Source organism: uncultured Cedecea sp. (assembly GCF_947498825.1).
In the GTDB taxonomy this organism is placed as follows: Bacteria; Pseudomonadota; Gammaproteobacteria; order Enterobacterales; family Enterobacteriaceae; genus JGM124.
Window position 1 is genome coordinate 79,759 of the sequence record NZ_CANMLV010000009.1, and the last position, 24,738, is coordinate 104,496.

At 45.2% G+C, this 24,738-nt stretch carries 24 protein-coding genes; 6 read left to right on the plus strand and 18 right to left on the minus strand.

Annotation, left to right across the window (positions count from 1 at the left end; all coding sequences use genetic code 11):
* Window position 1: 1 nt before the first annotated feature.
* Both Q1A40_RS11785 and Q1A40_RS11790 read right to left on the minus strand, forming a co-directional pair.
* Window positions 2-454, minus strand: coding sequence for a DUF1198 family protein (locus Q1A40_RS11785; protein ID WP_300000304.1), 453 nt, complete (start codon window positions 452-454; stop codon window positions 2-4).
* 98 nt (window positions 455-552) lie between these two features.
* Window positions 553-1,440: a LysR family transcriptional regulator gene (locus Q1A40_RS11790; protein WP_300000305.1), complete on the minus strand. Its 888-nt coding sequence runs from the start codon at window positions 1,438-1,440 to the stop codon at window positions 553-555.
* Window positions 1,441-1,545: 105 nt separating this feature from the next.
* Between Q1A40_RS11790 and Q1A40_RS11795 the strand changes: the two genes are divergently transcribed.
* Entirely contained in the window at window positions 1,546-2,178 is a 633-nt protein-coding gene (locus Q1A40_RS11795; RefSeq protein ID WP_300000419.1) for an NAD(P)-binding domain-containing protein, read from the plus strand.
* A 616-nt stretch (window positions 2,179-2,794) separates the two neighbouring features.
* Window positions 2,795-3,127: an SMR family transporter gene (locus tag Q1A40_RS11800; RefSeq protein WP_300000306.1), complete on the plus strand. Its 333-nt coding sequence runs from the start codon at window positions 2,795-2,797 to the stop codon at window positions 3,125-3,127.
* Between the two features lie 230 nt (window positions 3,128-3,357).
* Here the strand turns inward: Q1A40_RS11800 and Q1A40_RS11805 are convergent, their stop codons facing one another.
* From Q1A40_RS11805 to Q1A40_RS11825, 5 genes are all read right to left on the minus strand, one after another.
* A complete protein-coding gene (locus Q1A40_RS11805) occupies window positions 3,358-6,153 on the minus strand; it encodes a pitrilysin family protein (RefSeq protein ID WP_300000307.1) in 2,796 nt (931 codons plus the stop codon).
* Window positions 6,143-7,849 (minus strand): ABC transporter ATP-binding protein/permease, encoded by a 1,707-nt coding sequence (locus Q1A40_RS11810; RefSeq protein ID WP_300000308.1) that lies wholly within the window; start codon window positions 7,847-7,849, stop codon window positions 6,143-6,145. Before Q1A40_RS11810 ends, Q1A40_RS11805 begins: the two co-directional genes overlap by 11 nt.
* 121 nt (window positions 7,850-7,970) lie before the next feature.
* The gene (locus Q1A40_RS11815; protein WP_300000309.1) at window positions 7,971-10,730 is read right to left on the minus strand and encodes a TonB-dependent receptor; all 2,760 of its coding nucleotides are present in this window, start codon (window positions 10,728-10,730) and stop codon (window positions 7,971-7,973) included.
* A 118-nt stretch (window positions 10,731-10,848) separates the two neighbouring features.
* The gene (locus Q1A40_RS11820) at window positions 10,849-11,835 is read right to left on the minus strand and encodes a FecR domain-containing protein (protein ID WP_300000311.1); all 987 of its coding nucleotides are present in this window, start codon (window positions 11,833-11,835) and stop codon (window positions 10,849-10,851) included.
* Entirely contained in the window at window positions 11,832-12,371 is a 540-nt protein-coding gene (locus tag Q1A40_RS11825; protein ID WP_300000313.1) for an RNA polymerase sigma factor, read from the minus strand. The genes Q1A40_RS11820 and Q1A40_RS11825 overlap by 4 nt, the downstream gene beginning before the upstream one ends.
* A 295-nt stretch (window positions 12,372-12,666) precedes the next feature.
* Here Q1A40_RS11825 and Q1A40_RS11830 point away from each other — a divergent pair, with 295 nt between their 5' ends.
* Window positions 12,667-13,449 carry an energy transducer TonB gene (locus Q1A40_RS11830; RefSeq protein ID WP_300000315.1) on the plus strand — a complete coding sequence of 261 codons (783 nt, stop codon included), beginning with the start codon at window positions 12,667-12,669 and terminating at the stop codon, window positions 13,447-13,449.
* 27 nt (window positions 13,450-13,476) lie between these two features.
* Here Q1A40_RS11830 and Q1A40_RS11835 read toward each other — a convergent pair whose 3' ends face one another.
* The 8 genes from Q1A40_RS11835 to Q1A40_RS11870 all read right to left on the minus strand — a co-directional run bounded on the left by Q1A40_RS11835 (window position 13,477) and on the right by Q1A40_RS11870 (window position 19,070).
* Entirely contained in the window at window positions 13,477-14,157 is a 681-nt protein-coding gene (locus Q1A40_RS11835) for an HAD family phosphatase (RefSeq protein WP_300000316.1), read from the minus strand.
* Window positions 14,158-14,227: 70 nt separating this feature from the next.
* On the minus strand, window positions 14,228-15,139 hold the full coding sequence (locus Q1A40_RS11840; RefSeq protein WP_300000317.1) for a tagatose-bisphosphate aldolase: 912 nt from the start codon (window positions 15,137-15,139) through the stop codon (window positions 14,228-14,230).
* Between the two features lie 34 nt (window positions 15,140-15,173).
* The gene (locus tag Q1A40_RS11845) at window positions 15,174-15,713 is read right to left on the minus strand and encodes an AAA family ATPase (RefSeq protein ID WP_300000318.1); all 540 of its coding nucleotides are present in this window, start codon (window positions 15,711-15,713) and stop codon (window positions 15,174-15,176) included.
* Complete coding sequence (locus Q1A40_RS11850) at window positions 15,710-16,147, minus strand: PTS sugar transporter subunit IIA (protein WP_300000320.1); 438 nt, start codon at window positions 16,145-16,147, stop codon at window positions 15,710-15,712. The genes Q1A40_RS11845 and Q1A40_RS11850 overlap by 4 nt, the downstream gene beginning before the upstream one ends.
* 6 nt (window positions 16,148-16,153) lie before the next feature.
* Window positions 16,154-16,426 carry a hypothetical protein gene (locus Q1A40_RS11855; protein ID WP_300000322.1) on the minus strand — a complete coding sequence of 91 codons (273 nt, stop codon included), beginning with the start codon at window positions 16,424-16,426 and terminating at the stop codon, window positions 16,154-16,156.
* A gap of 10 nt (window positions 16,427-16,436) precedes the next feature.
* Window positions 16,437-17,774 carry a PTS sugar transporter subunit IIC gene (locus Q1A40_RS11860; RefSeq protein WP_300000324.1) on the minus strand — a complete coding sequence of 446 codons (1,338 nt, stop codon included), beginning with the start codon at window positions 17,772-17,774 and terminating at the stop codon, window positions 16,437-16,439.
* A gap of 15 nt (window positions 17,775-17,789) precedes the next feature.
* Window positions 17,790-18,080 carry a PTS sugar transporter subunit IIB gene (locus Q1A40_RS11865; RefSeq protein ID WP_300000325.1) on the minus strand — a complete coding sequence of 97 codons (291 nt, stop codon included), beginning with the start codon at window positions 18,078-18,080 and terminating at the stop codon, window positions 17,790-17,792.
* Window positions 18,081-18,089: 9 nt separating this feature from the next.
* The gene (locus Q1A40_RS11870; protein WP_300000326.1) at window positions 18,090-19,070 is read right to left on the minus strand and encodes a 6-phosphofructokinase; all 981 of its coding nucleotides are present in this window, start codon (window positions 19,068-19,070) and stop codon (window positions 18,090-18,092) included.
* A gap of 394 nt (window positions 19,071-19,464) precedes the next feature.
* On the opposite strand from Q1A40_RS11870, the gene Q1A40_RS11875 reads away from it, so the two are divergent.
* Window positions 19,465-19,974 carry an ATP-binding protein gene (locus Q1A40_RS11875; protein WP_300000328.1) on the plus strand — a complete coding sequence of 170 codons (510 nt, stop codon included), beginning with the start codon at window positions 19,465-19,467 and terminating at the stop codon, window positions 19,972-19,974.
* Here the strand turns inward: Q1A40_RS11875 and Q1A40_RS11880 are convergent.
* The 3 genes from Q1A40_RS11880 to Q1A40_RS11890 all read right to left on the minus strand — a co-directional run bounded on the left by Q1A40_RS11880 (window position 19,971) and on the right by Q1A40_RS11890 (window position 22,463).
* A complete protein-coding gene (locus tag Q1A40_RS11880) occupies window positions 19,971-20,123 on the minus strand; it encodes a LacI family DNA-binding transcriptional regulator (RefSeq protein ID WP_300000329.1) in 153 nt (50 codons plus the stop codon). The two genes, Q1A40_RS11875 and Q1A40_RS11880, sit on opposite strands and share 4 nt — an antisense overlap.
* 148 nt (window positions 20,124-20,271) lie before the next feature.
* Entirely contained in the window at window positions 20,272-20,934 is a 663-nt protein-coding gene (gene fsa / locus Q1A40_RS11885) for a fructose-6-phosphate aldolase (protein ID WP_300000330.1), read from the minus strand.
* A 374-nt stretch (window positions 20,935-21,308) separates the two neighbouring features.
* Window positions 21,309-22,463 (minus strand): MFS transporter, encoded by a 1,155-nt coding sequence (locus Q1A40_RS11890; protein WP_300000331.1) that lies wholly within the window; start codon window positions 22,461-22,463, stop codon window positions 21,309-21,311.
* 139 nt (window positions 22,464-22,602) lie between these two features.
* On the opposite strand from Q1A40_RS11890, the gene Q1A40_RS11895 reads away from it, so the two are divergent.
* Both Q1A40_RS11895 and Q1A40_RS11900 read left to right on the plus strand, forming a co-directional pair.
* Complete coding sequence (locus Q1A40_RS11895) at window positions 22,603-23,502, plus strand: LysR family transcriptional regulator (protein ID WP_300000332.1); 900 nt, start codon at window positions 22,603-22,605, stop codon at window positions 23,500-23,502.
* A gap of 240 nt (window positions 23,503-23,742) precedes the next feature.
* On the plus strand, window positions 23,743-24,690 hold the full coding sequence (locus Q1A40_RS11900; protein WP_300000334.1) for a hypothetical protein: 948 nt from the start codon (window positions 23,743-23,745) through the stop codon (window positions 24,688-24,690).
* Window positions 24,691-24,738: the final 48 nt, after the last annotated feature.

A 24,738-nucleotide genomic window follows, 5' to 3' on the forward strand; every position in this document is an offset into this window, starting at 1 on the left:
ATCAGTGCAGCCAGACCACGCCCTCTTCAGGTAAAAACAAACTATTGTAACGAACCTGAAAGTCACGCAACTCCTGCATTTCAATTTCCATTTCGCGCAGAAAACCGAGCGCCAGACGTAACTGAGCTTCAGTTATCGGTGCCGCAAGACGGTTTTTCTTCAAGATGCGATGCCAGAGTTGTAGGTTTTGCTGACTGCCATCGATCATCACACCCTGCCAGATAAGCAGGACTTGTACTGCGTTTTGGATATGGGATTCATCCGGGCGATGCAAATACTGTAAAAACTCGTTACCGGGCTGCTTACCCATCCCGTCGATCATGGACTCTACGGTGATAAGATCTACGCCAGAACGTTCACTCAGACGACGAATCGCTCGCCGGGTCCCTGATGTTAATACCCTGAAACCAACAATAAATACCACTATCAGTGTGGCCAGCATTATCCAAATCATAGACTCTGGTTCCCGCTCTTTTACCTGCTTATCTGTTTATTACTGGTAATCTTAGCCTGTTTAGCTTAGAGGTTAAAATAATCAGTAATCGCAGCGAGTCAGCCAAATGCCTGTCTCACTGCCTGAATAAAACTACGAATTTTTACCGTTTGTCGTAATCCCGCGGGCGTCAGCATATGCATGGGTCGCGAGGGACCTTCATAGTCAGGTAATACCTGAATCAAACGTCCGGCCTTGATCTCTTCACTCAGTACATCTTCCGGTCCAAGTGTTACGCCATATCCACTCACCGCGGCATGCAGCAGTGCCCGCCAGTCATTTGAACGCAGTCGGCCCTCGGGATGGACTTCCTGCACTTTGCCGTTCTGGTGAAATTGCCAGCGACACGGGGAGTGAGGCGACCAAATGCCGTAAACCAGACAAGAATGGGTAGTCAGATCGGCAGGCGTTTTGGGGATCCCATTTCTGGCAAGATAATCGGGCGAGGCACAGGCAATCAGGCGATAGGGACGCAGCGGATAGGCGATCATCTGACTGTCACTGAGTTCACCGATACGCAGGATCACTTCATAGCCTTCTTCAATCGGATCGACTCTCCTGTCGTTCAGTGTCAGTTCAATCTGTGTTTCCGGGAATTCTGCCAGATAATGCGTAATAAATGGGGCCAGTGATGAACTGCCGAAGGTTACCGGGGCATTAATCCGTAATGTACCGGAAGGTGAGGTTTTCATTTCAAGAGCGATGGCATCTGCGGCCTCTGCCTCTGACAGCACAATTTTACAGCGTTCATAGTAGCTGCGTCCGATATCGGTGAGATGCTGGCGACGCGTGGTGCGATTAATCAATGGTGTACCCAGCCTCGACTCAAGGCGGGCAATATGCTTTGCCACCATTTGCGGTGAAATGCGCAATGTCTGCGCCGCTGCGGCGAAGGAACCCAGATCGGCTGTTTTGACAAAGACATTCATACTGGTTAAGCGATCCATGATTCCCTCTTTTTTGTTGTTTATTTATGTCAATTAAGAGCATTTATCAACAATGAGTATGCAATTATTCTTAACTTTCCAACGACAAAATGAAAGGTAAAGATGATGAAAATAGGCATTATTGGGGCAGGATTTGTTGGCAGAACGATAGCTAAACTGGCAATACAAGCAGGACATCAGGTTATGCTGAGTAACTCGCGCGGACCGCAAAGCTTGTTCAGCCTCAAACCGATGATTGGTTGTGAAATTGGCACTGCGGCAGAGGCGGCTATCTATGGCGATATTGTGGTGATTGCTGTACCGTTGACGGCTCTCGGGCAGCTACCGGTCACTGAACTCGCTGGAAAAGCGCTGATTGATGCAGTGAATTATTATCCTGAGCGCGACGGGCAGGTGGCAGAACTGGATAATCGGAGTACGACAACCAGTGAATATCTTGCCCGTTTCCTTCCTGAGTCAAAGATAACCAAAGCATTCAATGCCATTCGAATGCCAGACCTTGAAAACGATGGCTTGCCAGCAGGAGATCCACAGCGCCGTGCGCTGCCACTGGCAGGTGATGATTTGGAAACGAAAGAGAGGGTTCGCCGGTTATATGACGAATTTGGTTTTGATTCGCTGGATGCCGGTTCTCTTTCAGAAGGCTGGCGCTTCGAGCGAGGCATGCCATCCTATTGTGTTCGGATGACGAAAAGTGAACTAACAGTGGTAGTGGAAGGCGCTAAAAAGTTTGAGTGAATGACTCAAATATTGAGAATACAGTGTTCGTTTCAATTATGAGTTTCTGCGATATATGTTATATGCCTATCATGTAACAGGTGGCTCGAATTATTCTAAGTATAGAGAGAGGGAGCGTTTTACATTGTAAAGCCGTAAGTGAAATACTCCTTCCTCCAAAATAATTCGAGTTGCGTGCAGGTGGCAAGTGCGAGGACCCCGCTGAATTGATGATTTGTATAAAAAGAATCATGAAAATTAAAAGTTAACGATTGATTTTTCTGGTCACTGTTAATTACAGATATAATCTCTTGTTCTTATACTACTGAGTTTAATGTATATTTTTGGACTGGTGAAGGTGGTGGGAATAGGATGGTTTTATTTTAAATGAATTGTATTGTTGTTATTTGGCGCTGATGCGTCAACTGATAACATGAATACAGTTTCACTCAGTAAAAATAATTTTTATTCCTTCACTATCTTAATTTATTAATTCCGCTAATGACCAGTTTATTCAACACGCAATATAACGGTATCTGGTTAGAAGTCGTAATGCACCTCTGTCATTTAAATTGACAAAGAATCGAGTAAAATGCCTTCATCATCAACAGATAACGTACCATTCAGAGGCAGGTCAATGAATCCATATATTTTTTTAGGCGTAGCGATTATCACCGAAGTGATTGCGACGACCTTGCTCAGATTTTCTGAAGGTTTCACAAAACTCGGCTACACGCTAGGCTCTTTAGCGCTCTATGGCGTGTCATTTTATATGCTGTCGCAAGTGCTGAGTCATATCCCTACAGGTATTGCTTACGCCATCTGGTCTGGCATTGGCATTGTTCTGATTAGCCTGGCGGGCTGGATAATCAGCGGCCAGAAGCTTGATCTGCCAGCCATTATTGGTATCACTTTTATTTGTATCGGCGTGTTGATTATCAATTTGTTGTCAAAAAGTTCTGTTCATTAAGAAAGGCTCCGAAGGGAGCCTTTGAGACTGATGACAAAGCTAAAGTGATATCTAATTCTCAGCGCTTATTTACGAAAATAAACAGGAAAATCAATTCATTGATTTTCAGCTGATAACACAAAGAAGGAAAAACCACGTTTTTTCCTTCTTTGTCAGCAATCTGAAAGGCTCCGAAGGGAGCCTTTTGGGCTTTTATTATTGATGTTTGCAGGCGCTTACATTCATGAAACTCAAGGCGTCATCATAAATACTTTCTGATTCTTACCCAAATATCGTTTAGCCAGGGCACTGATATCTTGAGTCGTTAACTGATTGATTAGCGTATTTTCTTGATTAAGGCGCTGATACTGGCCATCGTCAGAGGCAATTTGCGCCAGGGCTTCAGTCCAGTAACCTGAGCTATCCGTTCCCTGTGCGTTTTCTGTCAGCCACATATTTTTGGCTTCGCTCAACTCTTTTTGATTAACGCCCGCCAGGCCGATTTGTTGCAGCGTTTTCTGGGCAATTTGCGTTAACTCTTCACTACGCTCAGGTGAGGTAGTGAAATTTAGCCGCGCCAGGTAGTAAGGACGTGGTTTTTTCACCAGCATCTGTGAGAAGCCCAGGGCATAGATCCCGCTGGCTTTTTCACGTAACTCAGAACGTAAGCGCTGACTCACAATCGTATCCAATAGCTGCAAGGCTAACTGATCTTTCTGTGACCACTGGGCCGGGGCAGAGTATTGCAGGCTAACCATACTCTTGTCGCTACTACTGATCGGATAACGATGAGCCATCGTTGTCATTTTTGGTGTAATCCCCTGGTCACGCCAGACCAGTCCACCGTTTGCAACCGGTAGTGATGCCACCCATTGTTCCAGCAGCGGTTTTAAATCACGGCTATTGACTGCACCACTGATAACCAAAGTCATATCCGCAGTAGACGTCAGTAACTGACGGTTAGCCTGCTGCAATTGCTGAGCCGTAAAGTTACGCCAGCCACCTTCGGGATTAATGACCAGCAGTTCGCCATGGTTATAGCCCTCTTTGTTGATATTATCGAGGAAGATACGCTCTACCGGAACTTTAGACTGACTCAGAGCAAAGGCCTCTTTTTGCTGTTCCAGTTTTTCACCGCTAAATTGCGGCGCGGTCAGTTTGAGATACAACAGTTGCAGTGCTGTTTCCAGATTATCCGCCGGCGTTTTTATCCGGAAACCGTGGGTAAGCAACTCACTATAAGGACGCAGCAATATCTGATTCTGCCTGGCCAGTAAAGCCAGTTCTCGCGCGCTATATTCACCATAGCCGCTACTTTCTGGCAGCTTGAGCGCCCAGTCGGTTAAACCCGCGGTTTGCTCGGTTTCTAATGAACGTCCGCCCGGAAGCTGTAGTTTAAGCTGCACATCCTCTTTTAAGTTTTTATCCGCTTTAACAATGACTTTTATGCCATTACTTAACTGCCAGAGTTCAGTTTTCTCCACCGGTAATCTGCTTTCAGCGGTAATGCTCCCTTTTGTCGGATGGGGGAGTTGCAGGCTAATTGTTTTAGAACGGCTGGTGAAAGGCCCTGGCGAACTTTGGCGGATTTGTTGCCACTGATGATTAAAAGCCTCGGGGTCTGATTTCGCCGCATCGCTATCCGGGCCAATCAGTGCCAGGCGTGGGGAGGCGATAGTTAAGAATGTGGCGACATGCTGCTGTAAGTCCCGGGGCTTCACATTTTTAAGCAATTGCCAGGTGGTATCTAACTGCTGACGTTTATTCCACAGCGGCATATCAAATTCGAGAGCGGTAGTCAGCTGACCTGCCAGGTAGTCATTACCGTAACGCTGTTCAGTTGCCGCTTGCTGACTCAGTTTCTTCAGCAGGGCTTGTCTGACATCATCCAGTTCTTGTTGTGTCACCGGCTCTGTCGCCAGACGCTGGAGTTCAGTAAACAGAACCTGTGTTGCGCCGAGATAATCATCGCTTTTCGGATGAATAATCATTAATTGTTGCAGGCGGCGACTATCGAGCATTGAGCCTTGTTCATTGATACTGATTGATGGCAGAACACCGTTATCTACCAGTACAGAGAACCGCTGATTTAAGATGGCTAACCACAGGCTGTCCATTAAATCATCGTATTGTCCCTGACGGGTATTTAATGGCGCGGCGACATCTTTTTGCAGGGCGAACTGTACAAAACGTTGCCCCTGTTCTTTGTCAAATACAGGTTGAACTAACAGCTGCGTTGAGTGGTTGAATTTTTTCCACTGGGGGTCATCTTGCGCCGGATTTTTCGCGGGTGGTGAAGTGAACAGGGAGTCGATATCTTTACGCACCGCTGTAGGATTAAAATCACCGATGACAACCAGCGACATACGCTGTGGCTGATACCATGTTTGATAGTATTCAATCGCCCGCTCAATAGGCGCCTCACGTACAATATCCAAAGAACCGATCGGATTACGTTCGGCATAGCGGCTGCCGTGATAGCGGAGTTTTTCCAGACTGTCGTTAATACGGTAGCCCATTCCCTGACGCAGACGCCACTCTTCAACAATCACCGGTCGCTCTTTCTCAAAAGCGTCTTTATCAAAGCTAATATGCGATGCCCAGTCAGACATCACTTGCAGGCCGGTAGCAACTTGCGCTGAGGTGGCTTCAGGCAGTGATAATTGATACAGCGTCGCGTTCAGGCTGGTGACGGCATTAACATGACTGCCCAGTTTAAAGCCCTGCTGTTCTAACTGACGGAAACCTGTAGTGCCTGGAAAATGCCGCGTTCCTTTAAACGCCATATGTTCAGTAAAGTGCGCCAAGCCGAGCTGTTGTTCATTTTCCTGAACGGAGCCGCTTTTTACCAGTAAACGCAGTTCTACACCGGGTTGACTGCGCTGTAACAGATAAACGTGTAATCCATTATCCAGAGTGAAATGTTGCAAATTACTGCGTACTGGCAGCAACGTATTCAGGCTGGCGTCAGAAGAGGTGGTCGGGTGGGTGACACAACTGACCAGCATAAACCCACTCATCGTGAGTACTATAAGTTTACGAAACATATTCAGGTGTTCCTGAGATTAAGAGAGGAGAATCAGGCTTGTCATCGAGGTGTAGCGTGTTTTCAGCTAATGACGACAGGAAACGCTGATGGCTGACTAAAACAATCGCGCTGTCGCGTAATTCTGTTTTGAGTTTCTGTACCAGTTCCAGGGCGCTGGCCTCATCCAGTGCTGAGGTGGTTTCATCCAATAATAGTAATTCGGGACGGTTAAGCAGCAGACGGGCAAACATCACACGCTGTTGTTCCCCTCCGGATAAGCGATGACTCCAGTCAGTTTCTAAACGGAGCTGGTATTGAAGCTTTTCCAGCCCCACTTGCTTGAGTACCCGGCACAAATCACTCTCACTAAATTGTGCGGCATCTTGCGGATAAGCCAGTAAGTTATCGAGACGGTTAATGGGTAAGTAAAGGCGCTGCGGCACCCACATCAGACTATCGGTGCGTATAATATCGCCGCTAAAGTAAGGCCAGTGACCGCTCAGGGTGCGCAATAACGTTGATTTACCGATACCAGAACGACCGGATATCAACAGTAATTCACCGGGTTTCACGTGCAGACTGACATTATCGATAAGGCGACTGTTATCAGCGGCTGTGACGTTGATTGAGGCGCAAAGTGGTGTTTTATTGTCAGTAATTTCTGCTTTAGTCGGGTTATCGTTTTCTAATAACACGACAAAATTGTACAGACGAGATACCGTAGCCTGCCAGGCGGCAATTTCTTTATAGGCGAAAATAAACCAGCCAAGTGATGTGGCTACATTGCTAAAGGCCTGACGAAGCTGCATCAGTCCACCTAACATAATTTCCCCGGTAAGAAATTTTGGCAAGGCTAACAGCACCGGAGCCAGCGCGGTGACTTGCTGATAGCCAACGGTATAAAATGACAGGTTACGTTCATTGCGAATGAGCTGATTCCAGTTTTTGACTATCTCGCCAAAGCGGGTCATCAACTCCCGGGTATCCTGCGATTCACCCCGTTGTCCGGCAATCGCATCCCCATGCTGACGGCAGTTAATCAGCATACTACGGTAGTCAGCTTCACGGCGTTGCTTGTCCATATGCAGGCGACGCAGTGGAAAACCAATCCACTGGGTAAGAGCAATCCCGATAAGGGTGTAAATAAGACAGGCCCAAAACATATAACCGGCAATCGTCCAGGTGTTGCCAGCGAACGTAAAACTCAGGCTGCCAGAAAGCGTCCAGAGAATGGCGGCAAATGAAATGAGTGTCAGGGCTGAGTGCAGGAATGTCACCAGCAGGTTTAACGTTGACTCAATTAGCAGTCGCACATCTTCGGCAATACGCTGGTCCGGATTATCAGGCTCCTGGGAGGTTAGGCGCAGCATATAATGTTTGCTATATGGCGAGAGCCAGCGTGTGAGTACTTGCTCCGTCATGCCTTTACGCCAGCGAATGATCAGCATCTGTTTAAGATAGTTGCCCATCACCACGACAAAAATCAGCCCGCTAACCAGCACCACAAAGTGTTGTAATAAACCGTATAACGCCTGACCGTCTAATTTTTGTAGAGCATTATAGAAATCACCGTTCCACCTGTTCATTTGCACATTGAACCAGACCGATGACAGTGTCAGGGTCAGGGAGGCAATAAGCAAAGTCCAACAGTAAAGGGCAGCACGCTGCCCTAAAAAAGGTTTAACTAAAAAGTAAAATTGTTTCAGTGTCTTCATGACATTAGTGGATATCTTATTTTAATGGCTCACATTGCTTATATATGTACCCATAGGGTATAGCCGCCATACTTCAGACGCTGGGGGGACTTGAAGCAGGCGGCTATTTATAACGCCGGACTTACAGGTCGTAATTCACTTGTAGCCAGAACTGACGGCCAGGATCGTAAGATCGGATAATGCGGTCTTCGAATACAAAGCGGTCAGCCACATTCTTATTATTCAGAACGTTATTCACTTCAACCGAGAAACCAAAGCCATAGGCAAAATCAGGTTTCCAGCCCAGACGGGTATCCCAGGTGTATCGACTACCGAAGTGCTGCTTGGTGTATTTGCGCATCTGACCATGTTCATTATCGAAGTAGTACGAGTTGTCATAACGCACAGCCTGATTACGCGCACCAAACCATTGCAGGCGGTTATACCAGGTCAGGTCATAGTTATCCCAGACGCTGGTCAGTTCCAGGTTGAACTTAAACGGTGAGTTAAAGCTGGTGGAGGGCAGCTTAGAGGCATCAATTACCTTTCCGTCATACCAGACTTTATTTAAATTCACCTGGTTAGAAGGATCGAAGGAGCTATAGCCCGCATCTTTTGGCGTATTACTTTTTGATTCTTGCCAGGTCAGGGCGGCATTCATTACGTGGGAGGCCTGCGCCCATTCCCAAGGCTGGCTGTTTCTGACTGACAGGGTGACGGTGTCGTGTGAGCTGCGACCGTCATTGTCATAGACACGAATACTGCGTTTATCCTGGTCACGGCTATTATATTTGGTACGGGTTCTGACTTCGTCATAGCCTTCACGGTGAACGTACTGCAAACGCCAGGTGGTGGAGAGGATCTCCTGCTGCAATGCTGCGGTTAACTCATCGTTATACGGGGTTTTCAGCGAATCCATACCCTCGTAATCTTTCTGGTTATCCCACTCGTTTTGGTTTGGATCTAATGAGCAAGGTTCCCAGTAACCTTGGCAGTTTTGCATGCCGCCATTTTGCGCACCGTACAGGGCGTAGGTCAGCATTGAACGGCCATAGTAGCGATTGGCCCCGCCAATAATCTGGGTGCTGCCATCGCCAAACAGGTCATAAACCCCGGACAGGCGTGGTGCGATATTGGTTTGCTTAACAAAATCATCTCTGTCCATGCGCACGCCTGGACGCAGAGTCAGTTTGCCATACTCAATATTATCGTCGAGAAACAGGGCGTAGCTGGTGTAATCTGCTGAATAGGAACCGGCCTGGAAGCGGGTAATATTATTCAGGGTTCCAGTATAGATATCTCCATTAAGTGATCCCTGATAGGTATAACGGAAATAGTCTTGATCACGTTGGTAAGTTCCCTTGGTATAGGCCAGTTCACCACCCAGGGTAGGGCTGTGAATCAGCCCTAAACCATCTTCTGTAGCGTCAAAACGCATCACAGTTTTTAAATTATTATTTTTTTGTTTTGAGGTTAAATCACCTAAACCACCACTGTTGCGTTCGATCATTTGCCAGCCATTAGACTCATCGCCGAAAGCTCGTAGTGTCAGATCGTATTTTTGTTCATTACTGCGATCGTCTTTTAAATTCTGAGTATTGGCAGTGAGTTCAAACTGACCAATATCAAATCTGTGCTTCAGTACCGCGGTAATGCCCAGTCCGTTATGTTTAGAGTCATATCCGGAGTTCATCACTCTGGAAGAAAACATATAACTGGTATAAGTGGCATAGTTTGTTGATAAATCGACGGAAGTCCTGTCTGAAACATCAAGTGAATACTTCAGAAAGAAGTTATCTGAGGTGCGGTGCTGTTTTTTTGTTCCGCCATCAAATTCAACAATCTCTATTTGGCCATTATCAACAAAAATCGGCCCCTCTCCCCCTGTCACCGTCATCGGAATCGTTGAGTTACGCCGTGAAGCCGAGAATACCAGACCGGAGTTTTCACTTACGCCCACTTCAAACCAGCCGCCAAAGTCATCTTTGCTATATTTATTCTGGAAGCGAGCCGGATTAGAGGTGTCATTTTTGCTGCTATCAATACTTTGTGCCGGATCATTAAACAGCTTGTTCCAGCCAGATTGCGTGACACGATAATAGGCATGAGCGCTGTTTTCACCCTGCCAGCGGCGGCTGGAAACATCGACTGTTCCGCCCGTAAAACCACCGAATTCAACTGGAATGTTATTGTCATACACCGACAGACTATCGATAAGACGGCTATCAATATAAATCCCCTGATCGCTGGTGCTCAGGCGGGTCGATGTTTCCCCTAAACCGCTATCCGCCGGGTCAAAATCGTTGTTAAAACTGACCCCATCCAGACGGTAGGCATTCTGATAGCTGCTTGAACCGTGAATAGAAATACGTGAAGGCTTAATTTCACCCTGGTTCATAGAGTTGCTGTCGCTGTTAGCAAACTGCACTGCAGGGTTGGTCTTCATTAAGTCGGTGATATTGCCATCGCCGGTATTACGTTGGCGGATCTCTTCGGAAGTGACATATTGCGGGGCAGAAATCACATCGTTACTGGGATTGGCCAGGGTAATGCCTGATACCTGAGTAGTTGGCAGGATAAGTTTTCCTTGATTAATATTCTGCGGGCGAATGACAAATACGCCATTTTCACTGACTAACTCCAGCCCACTACCGATAAGTATTTTTTGTAATGCGGTTTGTGGCGTGTAGTTACCCGCCAGGGCAGGGGCACGCAAGCCATTCAATTGGTTCTGGCTATACAGCAGTTGAATCTGTCCCTGGCGACTGATTTGAGCAACGGAATGAGCCAGAGGCTGTTCCGGCAAAGAAAAAGTAATATCCTGGGCAAACGCAGAAGTGGTGCTGAGAGCTACCAAAAATGCCAGCGGCTTGAGTCGCTGGCGGGCAAAGTGAATTGACATGATTTTCCCTTCTTCTTAATCAGAGGCGCAAAATAGTGCTAAAACCCACTAAAAATTAACAACTGCCTAAGAAGACGGTGAAATGAGAATTATCCTCACATGCAAATAAAAATAATTTTCATTTGCTTTTTTTGTTATTGATAATTAACACATTATTTTTGTCTTTATAAATTACCTGAACGGGAAGAAGCTGAGGAAGCGCCTGGAAAAAACGCTCTGGCTGCCGTACATCGATACGCCCGGAGATTTTCTGCTGTGCCAGCGATGGGGGGGAGAGCTCAACCTCGAGACCTGAATAAGGTTTGAGTTGTGTAAGGATTTCCGCCAGAGGTTTGTCGGTAAAGACTAATTCGCCAAAGCGCCAGCTGGCTACATCCTGCGCATTGATTTTACTCAGGATGATGTTGCTATTCTCAGATCCACTGACTGCCTCGTCACCCGCCAGCAAATACTGATTTTTTTGCATTTCGCCGGTTTTAAAGCTAACCACGCCCTGGCTGACCTGGACTGTGACCTGATGTTGCTGGTTGCTGACTTCAAACTGGGTGCCGACGACTTTAATCTCCCGTCCGTCGGCCTGAATAATAAACGGGCGATAAGGATTCGACTTCACGTTGAAATAGACACTGCCTTCGTCCAGATAGATATGGCGCACGCTCGTTTCATAGGCGACCCGCAGACGAGTCTGATTATTCAGAAAGACCTGACTCCCGTCGGGTAAAGTGACTTCTTTAGGATTGTCACTGGTTACCAGCGTCATGTTATCAAGCAGTAAAGCGGGTAACTTGCTGTAAGGTAATAATAAAATAGCGGCAATAAACAGCGCGGCAACGCTATGCCCCAGTGGTCGCCAGAGTGGGGAAAAAATCGATTTACGAGCGGGTTGTTGCACTGTTGCTGGTCTGGGCATAGCCTCAAATTCACGCCAGACTCCGGCAATGGATTCATAGGCTTGGGCATGTGCCGGGGAGGTTTTTAACCAGTTTTCAAACTGATGAGAGTCAGCTTCACTCATACGCTGTCCATGCCGGCGGGTAAACCACAAAGCGGCCTGTTCATCAAGGGTGCCAGCAGACTCAGCGCCTGGAGAATGCGTGTCAGTCATGACGGATTATTACTCGTATTATCAAGATGATGTTTACAGTGAACTAACGCCGCAGCGATATGCTTCTCAACCATACTGACAGAAATTTCCATCCGTTCAGCAATCTCGCTTTGCGATAAGCCATCAAATCGGTAGAGCAGAAACGCTTCTCTGCGGCGAGGTGGAAGCAGTTCTATCGCTTCACTCAGTTTTTGTATGCGTTGCTGCTGTTCAAGTATTTCGCTGGGATCGCTTTGAGTCATACTGACGTGGTTATCCAGCAAGCTCTCTTCCACATCGACTTCAGCATGGTTCTTTCGCTGATTGCGTCGCCAGTGATCGATCAGCACGTTATTGGCAATTTTAAATAAATAGGCCCGGCTCTCTTTTACGGGAGCGTCAGCTTTGCGATGCAGCCATAAGGTGAACACATCCTGTGATAAATCATCAGCATCATTGCTGTTACCTAACCGATTACGAAAAAAACGTACCAGCTGGCTATAAGTTGACTGATATGCACCACTGATTTTGTGGGCAAAAGATTTATCAATAGTCATTTTATGGGTATCGAAACGTTAAAGCGTCTGTGTCTACGCCAGTGAATATTCTGCTCAAATTACATCGATAATTAAAATTTTTTCTCGTCTCGCCACACTTTAAATTACCGCTTTAATACCCGTCCCAGACTCTCTAAAACAGCAAAACTGTTTATGAATATGGGGTCACGGAGTACGTCAGCCGGGGGTAACATGAATGATGTCGAGCGGATTTAATAATGATTTCTTGGAATATCATTTTTTTTTGTATTATGCCTATAATCCGCAAAAAATAAAGTCATGAGGAAAACAGGGTATGAGTAGTCTCGTGGAAATGCCGGGGAATTCAGTGGTTCGTCCACTGGGCAGCGTATTTTTAAGTCTCCTGTTCCACGGCACATTAGTGCTTATTTTTATTGGCTATTTGACGACCTCAGTACCTGTTACCGGTGTATTACCGCCCGCTATTCCTATTCAGATAGGCCATTATCAGCTTGAGCAACAGAAAGAGGCCGAAATTAATCATGCGCCTAAACAGCAAATGGCAGTTCGGGAAGAAACGCTGCCCGATCCGATAAAAGAAATTGAGAATTTACCGAAAACGCGTCTGGTTGAAAACGGTACTCTGGCGCATGTCAGTGAGAAAAAACAGCCGCCGAAAAAAAAGACTGAACCGGTACAAAAAAGGGTGATGGAGACACCAAAAAATACTCAAGAAGAAGCTATAACGGCGGTTCCTGCTTCCGGCACCACGGCGAATAATAGCGCGACGTTTACCAGTAATGCCTCGGTCGCTGTCAGCGGACAGCAGAGCTGGCATAGTGAAGTTCACCAGCGTTTAGGTAAAGCAAAGCGCTATCCGAGAGCGGCATTACGCTACAACTCTACCGGTATTTCTCAAGTAAAAGTGGTGCTCAACAGCCACGGTGAAGTATTGAGTGTCAGTTTACAGACATCCTCCGGCACTAAAATTCTTGATAAAGAGGCTATCGCTACCATTAACCGCGCCGCCCCTTTCCCGGCGCCGCCAGAGACGCTATTGGTTGATGGAAAAGTTGAATTTATTGCACCGATTGCCTTTGATGTGACCCATTTATAGTAAATGATATCAATAAGATATTTAAGTTTACCGTTGACTGAAACGTTCTGCTTCATCAGGTAACTGATATAACGAGTGGATAACGCCATCTGCCCCGGCAGTGATTAATCTGCTTTGGTGATCGGGAGTGGTATGCGCACCACCGGTAAAGCCCACCACATACATACCGGCGCGTTTGGCTGCCATTACCCCATGAACGGAATCTTCAATGACCAGGGTATTTTCCGGGCAGGCATTAAATTGTTGCGCCCCGTACAAGAAAATATCGGGTTCTGGTTTTCCACGCCCCGGCCCCAAATCATTTGCGGAAAAAATCCATGGGGCAAACAGACTCTTCAGCCCCACCAGGGTCAGCATATAATCCAGCTGCTCACTTTTTGAGTTAGAGCAAATACACTTGGCTGTCTTGATATTACTGATGACTTCAAGACTACCCGCGATACGTTTAAGTTGCGTCGGAAAAGCAGCCATTAGCTGAGGATAAAAATCCTGACCGAGAGTGGCGGATACCGTGATTCCCGTATCGCGGCGAATCTTATCGATCAGTGCTTCCCAGGCGAGACCGCTGTATAAACGGGTAAAGGTTCCGATATCAATATCTACTCCTTGTTGATTCAACAGTGAGACCGTTAATTTAATACCAATAATCTCGGAATCAACCAGCACGCCATCGCAGTCAAATATAATTAAATCGAGTGTACTGCCCATCTGTTTCCCTTATCTGTCAATATGCGAAGGGCGGCACTATGCCGCCCGATTATTTATCGCACTATTTCGCTCAGGCGACATTGCGCTCTTTTTTATATTTCACCAGTAAGTCCTGAATATCACGCAGACGCGATACGGCAATAGACGAAAGTTTTTCTTTTGAGATATTACGGTCAAGGGAGATGCAGTCTTTCCACAATGAACGTCCGGCAATGACCCCTGATGCGCCGTTACGCAGTGAAATATCGACCTGGGTAAGGAAGGTGGCGTGATCCACACCCGCAGACAGTACAGCCCAAGGTACATCGCCACAAATATCGGTTACCGCGGCACAGGCCTGTTCAGTTCCCGGATACGGGATCTTCAGCACTTTAGAACCACAGTCAATACAGGCCTGACAGCCTTCCTGGATAAGCTGCGGGATTTTACTTTGATATTCTTCTTTGCTTTCATTTTCCAGTTGATATGTCAGAAACTCCACCACCAGGAACAGGTCTTCCCGGGCAAAATCAGCGATGACATCACGCAGGGTCTGAAGGTTTTCTACGTTAGCTTTCGGGGTATCGCTACGCAGATAAATCATGATTTTACCGCCAGTAGCACCAAGTTCACGGACTTTACGGGCAGTGATACCTTCGACCATTTTTGAAATACGGTATCCTTCAGGTGACGTATCCCAGCCGGAAGCATCAAGGCCAATCAGCAGGCCGGTGTTACGCGGAACCACACCTTCATCAATAATTCCCGGTACCGCACAGATAGGGTCAACCAGAACACAACCTGCCTGTGAGGCCAGAAAACGGGTAATATCGTATTTCGTTTTACCTAAGGTTTCATTGGAGATTAACGCTTGTTCTTCAGGAGTTGCCGCTAATAACGTACGCATACCGCCACGCTGATCGCAGGCAACCACCATCATGGCACCTGTTGCATCACAAATCATTTGATAGCCACGTCGTTCTGCTGTTGTCATTCTGTTCATAATATATTCCTCATCACGGAAGCATTAGTGGAGATTAATTGTGATTAATATTTTCTTTGATCCAGACAATAAGCTCGTCATGGCTGAGATGACTATTCTGATCAAAGGTATAAACTTTTCCGATATTCATTGGTTCGGCGCTTTCTGCCAGTAACATCAACTCTGGAATATATTCTTCGCCAGGATGACCTTTAATCCGACCGCCGCAACGATTTTTATAACGTTCAGCGACGAGCGTGGCAGAGGCTTTAACCCAAATTTCGATAACCTGTACATCACCTGTATTTTTTAGATAATCCTTAAGAACCGATTTATCGCGAAAGCCAAACCAGGCATCCATAATAAATATCACTTCCGGTGGCGATGATTTGACAATGTTAAACATCGCTTCATAGGCCGCATAACCCAATTTTCTGTTTAATGGTCTGTCAATAACATCTGCGAACTGAACCATAAAGGGCTCTTTAATTTCATCGATACTCAGAACAGGAAATGAAAAGTAATTAGCGATTACTTTCGTTACTGAACTTTTACCTGATGCCGGGATGCCGTTGACGATAATAAGTTTTTTCATAATAGCCCGATAATTTCATCAATGGTTGTCGCGCGTCTGATATGTAATAAAGTTTCTTCCTGTTCCAGCAGTCCCACGATTGATGCAATACCTTCAGTAATATGAGAGTCACCATTAATACCACCGAACATTACGACAATATCAACCGGTGGACTGCCATTTATTGATGTCGGCTTACTTAATGTCACCATGCTGAAGCAATCTTTAATGACTCCACATTCCGGCCGAGCATGTGGAATAGCAATACCTTCATCAAAAACATAATAAGCGCCATATTCCAGAGTGTTATCAATAACGGCCTGTGGATATTTCTCAGTCACAAAGCCGCCTTCGATAAGTGGTTTGGCTGCCTGGTGAATAATCTCATTCCAGGAATCAACTTCCATCTGGACTTGAATATATTGGTTCTGTGCAAGAAACTCTTTTATGCTCATATTACCTCATATATTTTTTCGGATAGTATTCCTGAGTTCATCTATTTTAATAAAAATATCATCTACCCGATTACGATATGTTTTATTAGATGAATAAATCTTTATCGCCTGGTTATATTTCACCATCAGTTTTTTTTGCGCGTCGCTATCAGCTGGATTATTCGCAAGGGTCGCTTCAAGCTGAGTTAACTCTTCGCTGATAATTTCTGCTTGTGCATTATTATCTCCATCTGTTTCTGGTTGTTCTGAGCTAAATATTTGCTTTAATTTTGCAAACATATCTTCCCTCCTACTTAGCCAGTTTTCTGTTAGCAAACCAGACAATAAACACAACGAAGGCAATAAAACCGATAACAAATGGCCAGTCATTCTGGAAGGCATGGCCCAGTACTAAGCCGGTACCGATAACATCCGAATCGCTGAAGGTGACGCCTTTAAAGCCAAAGGTTTCAAGTAAGGGAATCAACATTGCTGGTAACAGGGTGATAAATAAACCATGTACCACACCGCCAATAATTGCCCCTTTGCGCCCACCCATTGCGTTACCAAAGACGCCAGCAGCACCGCCTGCAAAGAAGTTAGTTAGCAGGCCCGGCAGGATCATCGCCAGCCCAAACAGAGGGAAGACAATCATGCCGATAATGGAACCTACGGTGGTAGCCAGGAAACCGACAATGACCGCATTAGGGGCATAAGGGAACAGTACCGGGCAATCAAGAGCAGGTTTAGCATTCGGCACCAGGCGCATAGCAATACCGCGGAAAGCCGGTACCAGTTCGTTAAGCAGTAAACGTACACCGCTGTACAGGACAAAGACCCCAGCGACAAACTGCATCGACTGCATAAAGGCAAACATGATGTAGTTGGTGCCATCAGAGAACTGGGCGATATATTCTGGCCCTGCGAAAAGAGCCGGAATGATGTACATCGGTACCATAATCACGGCCATGGACAGGTAAGTATCCTGGAGGAATTTGAAATTATCCGGCAGGACTAAGTCTTCAGTGGAACGTGAGTTTTTACCAATCGCCCTGGCAACGGCGGCCTGGACCAGGTAACCAATAGTACAGAAGTGCCCAAGTGCGACATCATCAGAGTCAGTTATTTTACGTACGATAGGCTGGGCGATGGCTGGCATCAGGACCGCCATGATGCCGCCAAAAATACCTCCGGTCAGGATCAAGGTTGCACCTGTCAGTCCGGATTTATAACCAATAACGGTGCCGATTGTTGCCATCCACAGTAACGCCTGCCCGGTGAGGAAGATGTATTTGTAGGGCGTTATCCGCGCAATAATGATGTTAACGGCAAAGATAACTAACAGCGTGAGTGCGACTTCAGAGCCCAGTTCACGGTTTGCTACACCGGCAATTGCCGCCACATCGGTAATGTAGCCCTGCATACCAAAACCGCTGGTAAAAATATCATTGAGAAAGGTGAGGGCTACAACAATGATATTGATACCTGCCATCATGATTAAAAAACCCATCAGGGTTTTAAACGTCCCCTCAACGATTTTACCGACAGATTTTTTTTGTAAGATCAATCCCAGCATGGCAATTAAGGCAATCAGTATTGAAGCCTGGCCGAGAAAATCTTTTACAATAAAATGAATAATAGCGTCCATTTACCACCTCATCTTTCAGTTCGAGTTTATATATGCGAGGATTTTTTCTTCTATTTCTTTTTTGTCGGTGAGCTTATTTAATACAATGACTTTTTTCTTTTGCTCATCGTTAGCATCTGCCGTTAAGACATCAGCAAACATTTTTTGCGTAAGAATAATGTCATATTTAAATGAAGACGCTTCTGATACGGTTGTGTGATCAATATTCGCTTCAATACAAAGTTTTTGTAAAACAGATTTTGCACTCATTTCAATTGCAAAACTTGAACCCAGGCCGCAGCCACATACGCAGAGTACTTTAAGCATATTAATACCTCAGATAAGGTTATTTATTTTAGCCAGTTTGTAGAGGTTACTATCTTCATCCACTAAACGTTTATCGGAATTTTCGAGATCGATAGGTATTGCTTTATTATTGTTATTAATAACAATGATTTTATTCGTCAGGCCGCTTTTAATACATCTCACCATTTCTTCTGCGAGAATAGCGCCTTGAATAATTTCTTCACCGGTAGGTTTACCATTACGTAAACCATAACCAAGAATTGTTTTTCTGATTCTGATGCCAACTTTATGTTCGAGCTTAGTAATCATGGTATCTATAGCCCCCTGAAAACCAGGGGTATATTCTTTGGTGTAGCCTTCAGAGCACAGAATAATGACGCTATTCTGACTGGCAATTTTTTGTTTTATGGTACTTGCCAGACCATCGATATCCCAGGGCGCTTCAGGGATCAGAGCAATATCGGCATTACTTTTTAGTGCCGCTTGTAAGGTGAGCTCTCCACAATAGCCTCCCAGTAGTTCAATCATAAATATACGACCGGGCAATCCACGGCCGGTATTGCGTAATTTTTCTACTTCACTGATAACTTGTTCACAGGCGGTAGAAAAACCAATGGTATAACTATTCCCGGTAATATCATTGTCGATAGTCATACCTACGCCATAACAATTAATACCGTAGCTGCTGAGGACTTTTAAAAACTGAAATGAACCATCACCACCCGCCATAATTAAGCAGTCTATTTTTTTCTGGCGAATATTTTTTACAATACGCTGAAAGTCAGTTTTTTTACATTTATCTTCTTTACGTCCTGACGCCACAATCGGTACTGAGGAAATAGATAAATCAACTAAATCACGATGCGATATATCTTTGTAGCGATTTTCAATCAAGCCATTAATACCACCATCGAAAACCACTATTTCAGCTTCCGTCATCCGGTCTATCTGAAATAAAAAATTATTCATTCCACTGACATCACCCCCACTTAATACTAATCCTATTTTCATGGCTGACCTCAGGCATATATCGACTGGATAACGTGAAAGGAATGTTAGAGAAGCGTGAATTTAATTTTTTGAACTTAATCACGTTTTTGATGTGTTTTTTAGAATTCAGCGTTATTGACAGGATGAAAAATGACTTAAATTTGTGATGGTAATCACTATTGTAAGTGGTGTTTTTATCAATGATTTAATTAACTCATTGTTATCTATAGTGAAATATTATGTGATCTGAGTTGTGTTTTTTGTCGTTGACGGGTTAAATAAATGATTGATTATTTTGTGATAAATTTCACATTAATCTGGGTTCTCACATTTGATGGCGATTGCTGCTAACCAAATGTTGAAGAAAATAAAGATAGCGTAAAACGTTTTTTAACGAATCCGTTGGAGAAAAGTGATGACCGAATGCTCTGATACGCCTTCTCAAGCCGTTCCGGGAACACTGCATATCTTGTGTGGAAAGATTGCCTCAGGCAAATCAACCCTTGCCGCACAACTGGCCGATCATGCGGGCAATATTATTTTAAGTGAGGATCGCTGGCTATCAGCCCTGTTCAGAGAGTCAATGAACAGCGTTGAGGACTATATTCATTACTCCGGACGACTAAAAGAGGCGATTACGCCACATATTATTGCCCTGCTTCAGGCGGGTGTCACTGTAGTACTCGACTTCCCGGCAAACACTCTGGCTAGTCGCGAATGGATAATGTCGATAATTAAAACCTCAGGTGCCCGGCATCAACTTCACTATCTGGCAGTCAGTGACGAGGTTTGTAAAGCTCGACTGCGCAAGCGTAATGCCGCGGGCGAACATGATTTCGCTGCAACAGAAGCACAATTCGATTTTATTACGGCCTATTTTGTCGAACCACAGCCTGAGGAAGGTTTTGTCGTAGTACGTCATTAAAGATTGCCAGACGTCTGCCTGGTCCAGCAGAGAGATATCCCACCTGCCATCTGGGTGAGGGGGGCCACCTTTTCCGGTTTTGATAATGCCCGCGATACCGTGGATGCAGATAAGCCGGTTTTTTTCGCTATATCAATAATATTTGCCATATGATCCCCAGTGATAACGTTTGCATTCTTATGTAGTAAATTAACAAACCAGGTCAATTAGAGAGTGTGAGAGTCCACTCTTTTGATTATTGTGTTATCACTGGCTTTAATGACTGAGTGATATATCAACGTTATCTCAAGTACTTGACTAGAGTCCGTCTTGTCCGAAAGCGCTGCGCCAGTCTTGTTCAAACTTTTCTATCGCAGCGGTTACAGCGGGGGCTGCTAAAAACTGTTGTGCGACATCTAACGGTAAAGTAATGGCTTCACATCCGGCAAGCAGGCAATCCAGTGCCTGGCGAGGCGTTTTGAAACTGGCTGCCAGGATTTTACTATTGGGGGCATGTTGCTCCAGCAGGCTTTGCAGTTCTTCGACCATGCGGATCCCATCACCTCCCTGAGCATCCACCCGATTGACATAAGGGGCAATGTATTCTGCTCCCGCCATTGCGGCTAAAAGCCCTTGAGCCGCACTGTATACCGCGGTGCCGAGAGTTGTGATCCCCATTTTTTTAAGCTGTTTAATGGCGACCAGTCCTTCGCTGGTGACAGGAATTTTCACTACGATCCCCGGAATATGCGTAACCAGACGCTGAGCTTCTTCCACCATTCCTTGTGCATCTGGTTTCATAACCTGGGCAAACAGCTTTCCTTCCGGGCCGATAGCTTGTGCGAGTTTGGGTAAGACTTCCCATATTGATTGGCCGCCCGCTGCGATAATACTGGGATTTGTAGTAACCCCACTGACAGGTAAAATTCTTACCAGGCGTTCAACCTCGGCGACATTTGCCGTATCCAGATACAACTCCATTCTCATTCTCCTGGGTTAAAGAGTCATTTTTACTATCAATAACATCGCCATATTTTAACTTCCGGAGCTGAAATAAGCGCTTTATCATCAGTGACAACGTTTGCATTTAAAGTTAAAAAATAACTGACACTCCATGAGTAGCCAGTTATTTTTAAATGACAACGTTTGCATCTCGATTGAGGCTATCGTAGTTATAAATTTATGAAAAAACACCTACCTTGATTGCATTTTCAAGATTGTGATTAAAATTTTACTACGTGTGGATATAGAGCCTGTCCATTATTTAAAGTGAGCGCAAAATGGGGAGGAGAAGGGGGCCTGATTATCGGATGCGTCGTAAAACCCCGTCCTTATGAACTGACCCCATAAATGTGTCACTGAGTTTCTCTCATCGCTGGAAACCCATGTGTTTTTCCCATCCACACCACCACCAGGGTAACTATCAGCAGTACCAGAAGTGCTGGTGAAAAACCGCCAACACCGAGATTATTCATGACCAGGGCGCCTGCAACACCTCCGCCGGCTATTGCAATATTCCATACGGTAACCAACATGGACTGCGCGATATCGGCGCAATCGCCTGCGGCTCTGGCCAGTGCAGTCTGGAATAAAGTTGCCGCACCGCCAAAAGCCAGACCCCAAATAGCAGACGCGGCATAAACAACGGTCGGTAGCTGACTGCTAAAGGGCAATAAGAAAGCGGCCAGGGAAAACAACAGAATACACACTAGCGTCAGCTTGCGCAGATGGTGGTCTATCAGTAAACCAACCAGCCAGATACTGGGAAATGAGGACAGACCAAACAACAGCAGTACCAAGTCAGTATTTTCCGCCATATCCACGCTTGCCAGAAAAGGGACGATATAGGTATAGAGAATATTGTGTGCCAGAACGAAAGTCAGCACCACAAACAGGATTAGCCGTATTCCTGGCAGGGTAAAGACCTGCGCAATAGAGTAGGTCTTACTGGTACTGACCCCGGCAAAGTCAGGGAGTTTTAAGTGAACCCAGAGCATAAGCAGTATTGCCAGTATGCTCATAATGGCAAAGCAATAGCGCCAGTCCAGCAGTTGACTCAGAAAAGCCCCGGCGGGTACGCCGAGTGAGAGAGCCAGCGGCGCACCTATCATCGCGATAGCAATCGCCCGGCCTTTTTGCTGTTCGGGAACCATGCGTGCGGCATAGCCTGCAACCAACGCCCATAATAACCCGGCAGAAATCCCTGCCAGAAAACGGGCTACCATGGTGAGGAAATAGCTGGTTGATATGGCGGTGACGCTGTTGGCAATAACAAAACCTGCCAGGGCGGTGAGCAGTAAAGGGCGGCGGCGGCTCTTCTGGGTAAGGGTCGTTAAGGGAATGGCTGCGACCAGAGAACCAATTGCATAGATGGTGATAGTCTGACCTATCCAGGCTTCTGAGACGGCCAGACTTTGTGACATTTGTGACAGAAGCCCGGCAGGCAAAGCCTCTGTCAGAATGGTAATAAAGCCTGTCAAAGCAAGGGCTAACAAAGATAATACAGGCATAGGGGGCGATGCTGAAGATATCATGGCGTGACTCGGTCGTTATTAATCATGGCGCTATGATAGAAAGAGGTTATTCAGAGAAAAAGTAAGCTATAGTTCCGTTCATAACGGATAAATTTGTCCGTAATTGCGAGGCATAATGGAAAGTCTGAATGGGTTTGTGGTCTTTGTGCAGGTTGCGGAGTTACGTAGTTTTGTCGCTGTGGGGCGTGCCTTAGGTATTTCAGCTTCAGCGGTTGGTAAAAGTATTGCCAGGCTGGAAGAAAAATTAGGCGTTCGTCTTTTTCACCGAAGCACTCGCAGCATTACGCTCACCGCTGAAGGAGCATTATTCCTGACGCGCAGCCGTCGTATTCTGGCGGAAATTGAAGCTGCACAGCAAGAACTATCCCTGGCGAGTGAATTGCCGCGTGGACGCTTGCGTGTCAGTTTGCCACTGGTCAGCTCTCTGGTGCTACGGGTATTAGGTGAGTTTATGAAAACGTATCCTGAAATAGAGCTGGATCTCGATTTTACCGATCGTATGGTCGATGTTATTGAGGAGGGATTTGATGCTGTGGTAAGGACGGGCGAACTTACTGATTCTCGTCTGGCCGCGCGTAAACTGGGGAAATATCGCTCGCTATTAGTGGCTTCCCCTGCCTATTTGAGTCAACACGGCAAGCCTTCTGTCCCCCATGACTTATTACAACATCGCTGTCTGCACTATCGTTTTGCTCACAGCGGAAAACTTGAACCCTGGTGTTTTAATTTACCTCCAGACGAAACAGAGCTTCAACTGCCGGTATCGATGGTGTGTAATAACATTGAAACGCGGGTCTGCTTTGCGCTACAGGGACTTGGAGTGGCCAATTTACCCGATTTCTCTATTCGTGAATTACTGGCGACAGGTCAATTACAGTCAGTGTTGGATGACTATGTAACCCGCGAGGGAACCTTTTATATACTATGGCCAGCCAGTAAGCATCCATCACCAAAAGTGCGGGTTTTGATCGATTTTCTGTGTGCGCGTATGTTTACGCCATCGTTCCAGAATTAATGCACAGAATGCTCTTGGTGGATGCAGAAAAGATATCGTTTCTGTATGCGGTATCTTTATAGTATTCCTAATGGCTCTTATAAATAAATTCCTATATTTCGGTGTGGGTGTTTTTTATTTATGAACATGCGTTAGCATGATTGATTTATTCTGATTTAAAATCCTGTAATGTTTTTTTATATACCAGAGTATTGAAACATCATATATTATCAGGGATTATTGATTAATAAGGATTTTAATGTGGATTTTAACCTGATTTTTAATAATAACAGAAGCTGCCGTGTCAACGAAGAACGCCTTTCCGGAATGATAAATGGTGATAAAAAAATAGCTCTTCATCTCAATATATGGGAGAGAATAAAAGATTTTTTTAGAGATGATAAAAAATCGAATGCTTATAAAGAATTGTATGAAATTCTGCACCATACTGATGATGGTACCAAGCTTGATGCATTCAATAAACTAATAAGTTTCGCGACACCAGAATGTGAAAAATATTTTCATAAAGAAATCTCTGGAAAAGAGGTATTGTTTTATATTGCTGATAAAAAAGTGGGTCAGAGTAGCCTGTGCAAGCTGATGAATATCCATGAGCAAACACCTCTATACGATATGTCTGCATCTGAACAACATCTTTTTTTAAAAATGCTTGATACGTTACGAAGAAATGACGGTCTGTATCGTGACAGCTATGCCAGTGACATCAGACTGGAAATGTATGAAGAGCATTATCCTGAACTATTAGAGTTATACCGTCCGCAGACAATGGTCGAAGACTCTGGCACCGAACTGAAAAACGTAGATTTTCTCAGTTACAGTGAAGAGAAATCACTCAATTATTTAAAACATAAAGCGGCTATGAAGTTAACCCATCAATTTTCTTCTATGGGTTATCAGAAAATAGAATCAAGAGTTGTATTTACTATGGTTCATCCATCGATTGATTATTTAATAAAAGCATATTCAAAATCTTATTATAATGGAGAGTCAAGTACTGAACTTAATTCTGATAAAATGAAAGTTCTAAACGAAATTTATAATACATATACTTATAGCTATGGCGGAGGTATTAAATTGGAAGTGGATAACGTACTGGAAAAAATCTATAACGCGTATGATGGAACACTAAACATTTCCTGTGCTGGTAAAAATTATAATAAATTGGCATATCCTCATCGCACCTTATAAATGCAATGAAAAATATTGAGCTTAACATTCGAACCTAATATGCTCGGT